The organism is Daeguia caeni (assembly GCF_042653845.1).
GTDB classification, from domain to species: domain Bacteria; phylum Pseudomonadota; class Alphaproteobacteria; order Rhizobiales; family Rhizobiaceae; genus Brucella; species Brucella caeni.
The window spans coordinates 1-2500 of sequence record NZ_JBHSEL010000088.1 but is presented as its reverse complement, the minus strand read 5'-3'; the positions used below and the strand labels follow the sequence as shown (position 1 = coordinate 2500).

Below are 2500 nucleotides of genomic sequence, written 5' to 3'. Positions count from 1 at the left end.
TGAAGGTTGGGTAACACCAACTGGAGGACCGAACCCGCATCTGTTGCAATAGATTGGGATGACTTGTGGCTAGGGGTGAAAGGCCAATCAAACTTGGAGATAGCTGGTTCTCCGCGAAATCTATTTAGGTAGAGCGTCGACCGAATACCCCCGGGGGTAGAGCACTGGATGGGCTATGGGGACTCACCGTCTTACTGATCCTAACCAAACTCCGAATACCGGGGAGTACTAGTCGGCAGACACACGGCGGGTGCTAACGTCCGTCGTGGAGAGGGCAACAACCCTGACCACCATCTAAGGTCCCTAAGTTATGGCTAAGTGGGAAAGGATGTGAGGATCCCAAAACAACCAGGATGTTGGCTTAGAAGCAGCCATCATTTAAAGAAAGCGTAACAGCTCACTGGTCTAAATAAGGGTCTTTGCGCCGAAAATGTACCGGGGCTCAAGCCATACACCGAAGCTGTGGATTTGCACGCAAGTGCAAGTGGTAGCGGAGCGTTCCGTAAGCCTGTGAAGGGATAGTCGTGAGACGTCCTGGAGGTATCGGAAGTGAGAATGCTGACATGAGTAACGATAAAGGGAGTGAGAGACTCCCTCGCCGAAAGTCCAAGGGTTCCTGCTTAAAGTTAATCTGAGCAGGGTTAGCCGGCCCCTAAGGCGAGGCCGAAAGGCGTAGTCGATGGGAACCACGTTAATATTCGTGGGCCTGCGGGTAGTGACGGATCGTGTGTGTTGTCAATTCTTATTGGATTGAGTTGGCAGCGAAGCGGTTCCAGGAAATAGCTCCCGCGTATAGACCGTACCCGAAACCGACACTGGTGGACTGGTAGAGTATACCAAGGCGCTTGAGAGAACTGCGTTGAAGGAACTCGGCAAAATGCACGCGTAACTTCGGAAGAAGCGTGACCTTCATGTGGGCAACCATGTGGGGGTGGCACAGACCAGGGGGTAGCGACTGTTTACCAAAAACACAGGGCTCTGCGAAGTCGCAAGACGACGTATAGGGTCTGACGCCTGCCCGGTGCTGGAAGGTTAAGAGGAGAGGTGCAAGCCTTGAATTGAAGCCCCAGTAAACGGCGGCCGTAACTATAACGGTCCTAAGGTAGCGAAATTCCTTGTCGGGTAAGTTCCGACCTGCACGAATGGCGTAACGACTTCCCCGCTGTCTCCAACGCAGACTCAGTGAAATTGAATTCCCCGTGAAGATGCGGGGTTCCTGCGGTTAGACGGAAAGACCCCGTGCACCTTTACTATAGCTTTACACTGGCATTCGTGTCGGCATGTGTAGGATAGGTGGTAGACTTTGAAGCCGGGGCGCCAGCCTTGGTGGAGTCGTCCTTGAAATACCACCCTTGCCTATATGGATGTCTAACTGCGGCCCGTTATCCGGGTCCAGGACCGTGTATGGTGGGTAGTTTGACTGGGGCGGTCGCCTCCTAAAGAGTAACGGAGGCGCGCGATGGTAGGCTCAGAACGGTCGGAAATCGTTCGTCGAGTGCAATGGCATAAGCCTGCCTGACTGCAAGACTGACAAGTCGAGCAGAGACGAAAGTCGGTCATAGTGATCCGGTGGTCCCGCGTGGAAGGGCCATCGCTCAACGGATAAAAGGTACGCCGGGGATAACAGGCTGATGACCCCCAAGAGTCCATATCGACGGGGTTGTTTGGCACCTCGATGTCGACTCATCGCATCCTGGGGCTGGAGCAGGTCCCAAGGGTATGGCTGTTCGCCATTTAAAGCGGTACGTGAGTTGGGTTCAGAACGTCGTGAGACAGTTCGGTCCCTATCTGCCGTGGGTGTAGGAATATTGACAGGATCTGTCCCTAGTACGAGAGGACCGGGATGGACGCATCTCTGGTGGACCTGTTGTCGCGCCAGCGGCATAGCAGGGTAGCTATATGCGGACGGGATAACCGCTGAAGGCATCTAAGCGGGAAACCCACCTGAAAACGAGTATTCCCTATCAGAGCCGTGGAAGACGACCACGTTGATAGGCCGGGTGTGGAAGTGCGGCAACGCATGCAGCTTACCGGTACTAATAGCTCGATCGGCTTGATCATTCTCATTGACCATATCCATCAGACCAGGTTCAATGTCTATCGACCCGCGCCAGTTTGGATAAGCCAAACAATTGTGCAGCGACAAAACATCGACAGCACGCATTCTTGTGCTTTTGTTGGAAGAAATTATCAGCTTCTCGGTTTGTGTTCTTCGCCGACCTGGTGGTTATGGCGGAGCGGCTGCACCCGATCCCATTCCGAACTCGGCCGTGAAACGCTCCAGCGCCAATGGTACTTCGTCTTAAGACGCGGGAGAGTAGGTCGCTGCCAGGTCTGCCAAGCACACAAACAAATCCTTCTCTCACCATACAAACAGATAATTCCAGTCAAAACGACTGCTTAATACCCAAAAATATCTCTGACGCGGGGTGGAGCAGCCCGGTAGCTCGTCAGGCTCATAACCTGAAGGCCGCAGGTTCAAATCCTGCCCCCGCAACCA

Annotated in this window: 1 tRNA gene and 2 rRNA genes (1 of these 3 cut by a window edge); all 3 read left to right on the top strand. The window is 53.8% G+C overall.

Annotation, left to right across the window (positions count from 1 at the left end):
* Positions 1–2061 (top strand): 23S ribosomal RNA (locus ACFO1V_RS09705); it begins 748 nt to the left of the window's first position.
* A 158-nt stretch (positions 2062–2219) separates the two neighbouring features.
* A 5S ribosomal RNA gene (gene rrf / locus ACFO1V_RS09700) occupies positions 2220–2334 on the top strand.
* An 89-nt stretch (positions 2335–2423) separates the two neighbouring features.
* Positions 2424–2500, top strand: a tRNA-Met gene (locus ACFO1V_RS09695).